The 5,806-nt window shown below is 35.1% G+C and carries 8 protein-coding genes; 5 read left to right on the forward strand and 3 right to left on the reverse strand.

What is annotated here, in order from left to right; translation table 11 throughout:
* The first annotated feature begins 78 nt into the window (after positions 1-78).
* The gene (locus CWB80_RS21270) at positions 79-1,275 is read left to right on the forward strand and encodes a hypothetical protein (RefSeq protein ID WP_138686300.1); all 1,197 of its coding nucleotides are present in this window, start codon (positions 79-81) and stop codon (positions 1,273-1,275) included.
* Positions 1,275-1,781 carry a DUF6795 domain-containing protein gene (locus CWB80_RS21275; protein ID WP_138599211.1) on the forward strand — a complete coding sequence of 169 codons (507 nt, stop codon included), beginning with the start codon at positions 1,275-1,277 and terminating at the stop codon, positions 1,779-1,781. The genes CWB80_RS21270 and CWB80_RS21275 overlap by 1 nt, the downstream gene beginning before the upstream one ends.
* Positions 1,782-1,783: 2 nt before the next feature.
* Here the strand turns inward: CWB80_RS21275 and soxR are convergent, their stop codons facing one another.
* On the reverse strand, positions 1,784-2,239 hold the full coding sequence (soxR, locus tag CWB80_RS21280; protein ID WP_171041569.1) for a redox-sensitive transcriptional activator SoxR: 456 nt from the start codon (positions 2,237-2,239) through the stop codon (positions 1,784-1,786).
* Between the two features lie 218 nt (positions 2,240-2,457).
* Here soxR and CWB80_RS21285 point away from each other — a divergent pair, with 218 nt between their 5' ends.
* Positions 2,458-2,943, forward strand: a complete 486-nt coding sequence (locus CWB80_RS21285; protein ID WP_138599212.1) for a hypothetical protein — start codon at positions 2,458-2,460, stop codon at positions 2,941-2,943.
* Between the two features lie 61 nt (positions 2,944-3,004).
* On the opposite strand, the gene CWB80_RS21290 is transcribed toward CWB80_RS21285, so the two are convergent.
* Positions 3,005-3,418, reverse strand: a complete 414-nt coding sequence (locus CWB80_RS21290; RefSeq protein ID WP_054554047.1) for a hypothetical protein — start codon at positions 3,416-3,418, stop codon at positions 3,005-3,007.
* Between the two features lie 50 nt (positions 3,419-3,468).
* Positions 3,469-4,101 carry a hypothetical protein gene (locus CWB80_RS21295; protein ID WP_138599213.1) on the reverse strand — a complete coding sequence of 211 codons (633 nt, stop codon included), beginning with the start codon at positions 4,099-4,101 and terminating at the stop codon, positions 3,469-3,471.
* Positions 4,102-4,356: 255 nt separating this feature from the next.
* Between CWB80_RS21295 and CWB80_RS21300 the strand changes: the two genes are divergently transcribed.
* Positions 4,357-5,019, forward strand: coding sequence for a GAD-like domain-containing protein (locus tag CWB80_RS21300; RefSeq protein ID WP_138599214.1), 663 nt, complete (start codon positions 4,357-4,359; stop codon positions 5,017-5,019).
* A 47-nt stretch (positions 5,020-5,066) separates the two neighbouring features.
* Positions 5,067-5,806: RHS repeat domain-containing protein (locus CWB80_RS21305; RefSeq protein WP_283235115.1), on the forward strand; the 740-nt coding region annotated here is incomplete at its 3' end.

Below are 5,806 nucleotides of genomic sequence, written 5' to 3' on the forward strand. Positions count from 1 at the left end.
ATATTATATATATCAATTCTATAATAAATTTAAATATAAAAACAAGACAGAATAAGTGCAGCAAATAAAGGAGTAACAATGAGTAGTGATGATAAAAGCTCAGCAAAATCAAGCAATCTGGATGATTTAATTGATAACCTTATTAGTGATGAGGAGCTTGAGCGCTATATTGCTGAACAAAACGACGGTTTAACTCGTGAAGAAAGAGAAAAAATAAAAAGAGAAAATCGTATTAACGCAATTAACCAGTGGTGCGCCGAAAACCCTGGTAGAGACCCAACAAGAGCAAAAGATAAAACCATCAAACAGCTCGCCTTAGATGAAGAAGCTGAGGTGCTATTAGAAGAATTTAGAAGAGATAACCCTGAAAAAGCTGCAGAAAATAGAAGGAGAGCCGAAAATAGTTGTAGGTACCGTAAGAATAGTCAAACCTATAACGAACAACTACCAAGAGACTATTTACATAAAGACAGTTATGAAACACGATTAAAAAAAGCAGAAGCACTCAATGGTTGCCGCTTTAAAACTCGTACCTTTAAAAGTAAGCGTTTTACTGATCAATATGCAGCAGAGCTTGAATCTCCTAATCGCGGCTCAACACTTGAGGGGCATTGGGTAGAGAATGATGGTAAGCAATTGGCTATTTCATGGTTTGGAGGCTGGTCTAACTTATTTACAGCACTTGGTTTTTTCTTTGAAACACTCGCTTTTATGGTTTTCTTATTTCATGTATATGCGTTAATTGCGAATGGGTTTGAATATTTTTGGATTATGGCCTCAATCTATGTGACGCTCTTTGGTTTGGGTTATTTCACTTTAAAACATCGAGCCATATTAGCGCACCGAGATAATTTTTACTTTAATCGCCATACCGGCCTTGTAAAAACCCCGCATACTTTGTTTAGAAAACCGTTTTATTTACCTTACGAAGACATTGTTTGCTATGGCGCAAATCAGCGGAATGTCGGCTCAGCCCGTGGTGGCTCACGTGTATTTGTATCACTCATGGTGCCGTTAAAATACCCTAAACATTACCGCTTCACTAAGCCAACATTTTACGTTGGTGGTTCGAATCGTGAATGGGATTCACTGGCATACGCCACAGCCATGACCTTTATGGATACATCCATCCCGCTTGGTACTCACTTATATCAATCGATAGAGCATTACTTCAAAATTGATAAAGACATAACCGAAAAACATGGATTCCCTGAGGAGCTAAAACATTATTTAGATCCAGTAGATTGCCAAGTGAATAGAGAGGCCGTGTGGTAGTGAACTTTGTTAGGTTAGCATTTATCGCTATTTTTCTTTTTACTTCAACTGAGGTATTCGCAGGCATGTTTGGTTTGTTCAATAAAAGTGATTTTTTGTTATCTGCTCCAGTTCAAGGGGTTTTACTAGATAATGGTAAACCGGTGGCAAAACAAAAAGTAACCCGTTCGCTTACTTATGGTAAAGAATACATTGATAAGACGATAACAGATGAGAATGGCCGCTTTCGTTTTGATGAAAAACTAATAAGAACAGCTAAACCTGCAAATATGTTTGATAATGACTCGCTTATTCAACATATCTACCTTGAAAATGGCACTCCCGAAGGTATTGTGCTTTGGTATACAAGTATTTCAATTCATGAAAATAGTAATACCCTTAAAGGGTTGCTTGGTGATCTTGTTTGCGATCTATCAAACAGCCCACAAACAGTTGATATTCAGATAGAAGAGGCGCCTGAGCATACGTTTGCTATTTACGGTATGTGTGAGCTGAGCAAAACTTAACTTTAATCTCTTTCTAACAGCACAGCGCCGCTGTGCTCTTCACCTAAATAATCATCTTTGTTGTAGATAGGGCATTTGGCCATTGATAAACAGCCGCAGCCAATGCAACCATTAACGCGCTGGCGCAATCGTTGCATGTATTGAATGCGTTCATCTAATTGCGTTTGCCAAACTTTAGAAAGAGCTGCCCAATCTTGTTTAGTGGGTGTGCGTTGCTCGGGTAGGGTGCTTAACGTTTGTTTAATGTCTTCAAGAGTTATGCCCATGGTTTGCGCAGCTTTTATAACGGCAATTCGGCGCAATACATCGGGTTTATAGCGGCGCTGGTTACCGTTATTACGCCAGCTGCGAATAAGCCCTTTAGACTCATAAAAATGCAAGGTCGAAACTTTTACGCCACTGCGTTTTGCCACAAAGCCAACCGAAAGGTTTGCATCAATAAGTTTCTTATCTGACATAATTTGCTCCAATGTGTTGACCTAAAGTTAGCTTGAGGTAATGTGCATTCAATAGTAAAAAAAATGCATTTCACTGTGCAAGCAATATTTCAATCTTAGTGTCGAAATTTTAATTTCACCTATGAATAAAGTAACTTTTTTAATATTTTTGGTAATTTTTTGTGTTTTTTGATGTATAGTATATTTCTGTTTATGTTTTAAATACAAAAGGAAGGGTTATGAAAAATAAATTGTTATTTGGTATGGTTTTATTAATGGCTAGCTCAACATCATATGCGTCAGTGAAAGATAAAAAAGCAATGAGGAACGTTGACAGTAATATTGTAGCTGAAGTGAGTAAAGTAAAATCTAGCTGTGGAAATTCAGCTTTAGATGTAACTGTAGACTGGGATAGCTATAAGAATATGATTAGTAGTAATAGTGAAAAGCTTAATAAAGATAACTATAAGAGTGAGTGGGTTATTTCTCATTCAGGTCAACGAACCGTTGCGGCACTTGAGGCAATAACATCTATATGTGGAAGTGATGAAGATTATAAAGAAGAATTAGCAAAGTTAAAAAAGATTAAAATAACAGCTAAGCAAGACTTTTTAGATTCAAAAAATAACTTTACTTTATCTGATAATACTTTAAATATTGAAACAGGTCATAAGATGACTCGAAGAGCGTCTGATTATACTGATAAAATAAAATCTTTATTTTAAATTGATTGTTGTAATGATCTACTAAATGTAGATCATTACATTTAAGTCTATAACTAGAATGTTATAGCTCTTTTTCTATAGCATTCTGTACTGATTCAGCTCTTTCATCTATTTGATTCGCCGCATTCAATATTGGTGAATGATTTAAGGTTAAAATACCCTTACTGTATGTCGCAAAGTGGTTAGCATTATGAACATTACCATAGTTTTGAATGATTAATTTTTTCAAATCTTCTTCTATCGCTTCTTTAGAAAATTCATCAGAACACATTTCTTTAAATGCTTTTATGGTTGGTTCAAAATAGATCATAGGCCAAGTTTGATCATATAAATGAGCGTAATCATCAATAGCAAGCGTTTCCCAATTTACTTCTATATCAAATTCGAATTTGGCTGCTTCGAAAATTTGTCTTTTAAGTGAATCGAAACGATTCTTTTCAAATTCTCTTGCTGCTTTTTTCTCTCTTAGTCCCATTGTCATTCCTTATTTATTTGACATGTTTATTAATGATTTAACTTAATGAATTACAAAGTTCTATTAAGTCCTTTTTCGATAAGTTGCTTAATGCTGTGTGGTAAAGGTTCTGAGTAGTTAATTTTTATTGTTATAGTTTTATTATTGAGCTTCAAATTAAACTTTGACATTTCGTCATTCTTAATGTGGAATGTATGTACTTTATTTATTGCTGATAATGTGAAGTCATCATTAGTTAATTTTTTTATGTTTTCTGTTAAATAATCGATAACAATAGAGATTTTTTCAGCCTCAATATTGTTATTATATTTATCAGCAAAGAATTTAAATTCTAAATCATAACTTGATTTAAACATTTCTGACGTTAAATTTATTATTTCATCTATATCAATTATTTCTGATGTTGGCTGTTTGGTTTCTAAGTTTTTAAATAAATTTACTGTTGAATTTTGGTCTTTAATTGTTACGTGTGTTGCATAATTTAAATCAAAAATGGTTTTGTTTTTATCTTTATCAGATATGAGTACAGTGTTACTCTTTTCACTTAACTCTTCTAACCTGCCGGTAAAATTATTTCCAAACTTATCAAAAAGAGTAACTTCAAAAGAAGATTCTTGATTGATTAACCTGCTTATTAAATCTATTGGAGAGGGGATTGTTGGTTTTTCTTGGGTGTTAATCATGATATTCCTTATCTAGATTTAGTCCTTAATTTAGGGATATTATCTTTTTTTTTTGATTCAGACAATATCATTTTTCACTTTCTGTGTTAAAAACCTTTGTTTTATAGTCACTGCTTAATTATTCACCATTGTTCACAATGGGCGAAAGCCGATAGAGTTGATGAAATGGATAAAGCAGCTAAGCAAGCCATGGATTTGCATGGGCCAGATGCAAAAATGAATGTCGAATTATCACGTTGTAAGTGAGGCGGAAAGATGCACAAATTTAAATTAGATGAGGACTTTGAGGGCTTTTTAGAAGATTTTGGAATGCCAGAGCAGCAAGAAAGCTGTTCTTCAATAACATTAGAAAAATTTAAAAATAAGCTCCCAGATCGTTTATTAGAATATTGGCAAGAATATGGGTTTTGTAGCTTTAAACAAGGTTTATTTTGGATTGTTAACCCTGATGATTATGAAGATACCCTTGATGAATGGTTAGAACATACAGATATTCCAGATAATGATATCTATCATGTTTTTGCACGAAGTGCATTTGGAAATTTATATATTTGGGGTGAAGAAACCGGTTATAAATATGAAGTTAATACTCGGCGAGGTTGGATTATTGAGCAAGATGGGAATGCTCGTGATGAGAATGATTTTTCATTAGAGATCTTTTTTGGTGGAGCAAACGTTAAAGATTTTGATATTAAAGATAAATCTAGATCTGACTTATTTGATCCATCTATCAAAAAATTTGGTGAATTAAAGGCAGACGAAATGTTTGGTTTTGAACCGAGCTTAATTGTTGGTGGAGAAGCTATTTTTGACAATATTAACAAGGTAAATATTTTTGTTCACTTATCTATATTGGCGCAATTTGGTCAAATCGAAGTACTTGATCATGATGCACTTATACGAAAAGCTTTTTCATAATTAAAATCGCTCTTTAACAACACGGATGTTCTATAGGCTTGGGCTATTTGGCTAAGCCTTGCAAATATTTTGGCTCTAATTGCCTAACGCATTTTGGCGATAGCGACTTTGAATACGATGACTGTGGTAACCAAGTACGCGAAACGGGCAAAGGCATAAAAACGCACCTTGAATACAATGCATTCAACCAATTAAGCAGCTTTAACAACAATGGCACGCTAACACATTACGACTATGACCCACTAGGTCGTCGTATCGCTAAGCAGACTGAGCATGGCAAGATTGATTATATTTGGGATAACGACCAGCTAATAGGTGAATACCAGCACGGCGAGTATACCTGGTACATCAACTTACCCAATCAATTTCACCCAGTCGCACTGATTAAACAAGGTGAGCTGTATTACTACCACCTAGACCAACTTAACACCCCACGTTTTGTAACTAATAAAAACGCAGAGGTTGTATGGCAAAACCACGCCGATGTGTACGGCTATGAAGAACCAGAAGCTAATGCTGACTTTAATAAAGAAAACAGCTTCACTCAGCCTATACGTTTTCAAGGGCAATATTTTGATGAGGAAAGCGGCCTACACTACAACCGCTACCGCTATTACAGCCCCAAACAACAACGCTTTATAAATCAAGACCCGATAGGCTTAGTAGGCGGCATAAACCACTACCAATACGCGCCGAATCTGGTTAATTGGGTAGACCCGTTTGGACTTAGTTGTAAGGAAGGGGCTGCCACAGTTTTAAAAATCGATCATGGTAGTGACATGCATTT

Source organism: Pseudoalteromonas sp. S1650, assembly GCF_005887195.1.
Classification (GTDB): domain Bacteria; phylum Pseudomonadota; class Gammaproteobacteria; order Enterobacterales; family Alteromonadaceae; genus Pseudoalteromonas; species Pseudoalteromonas simplex.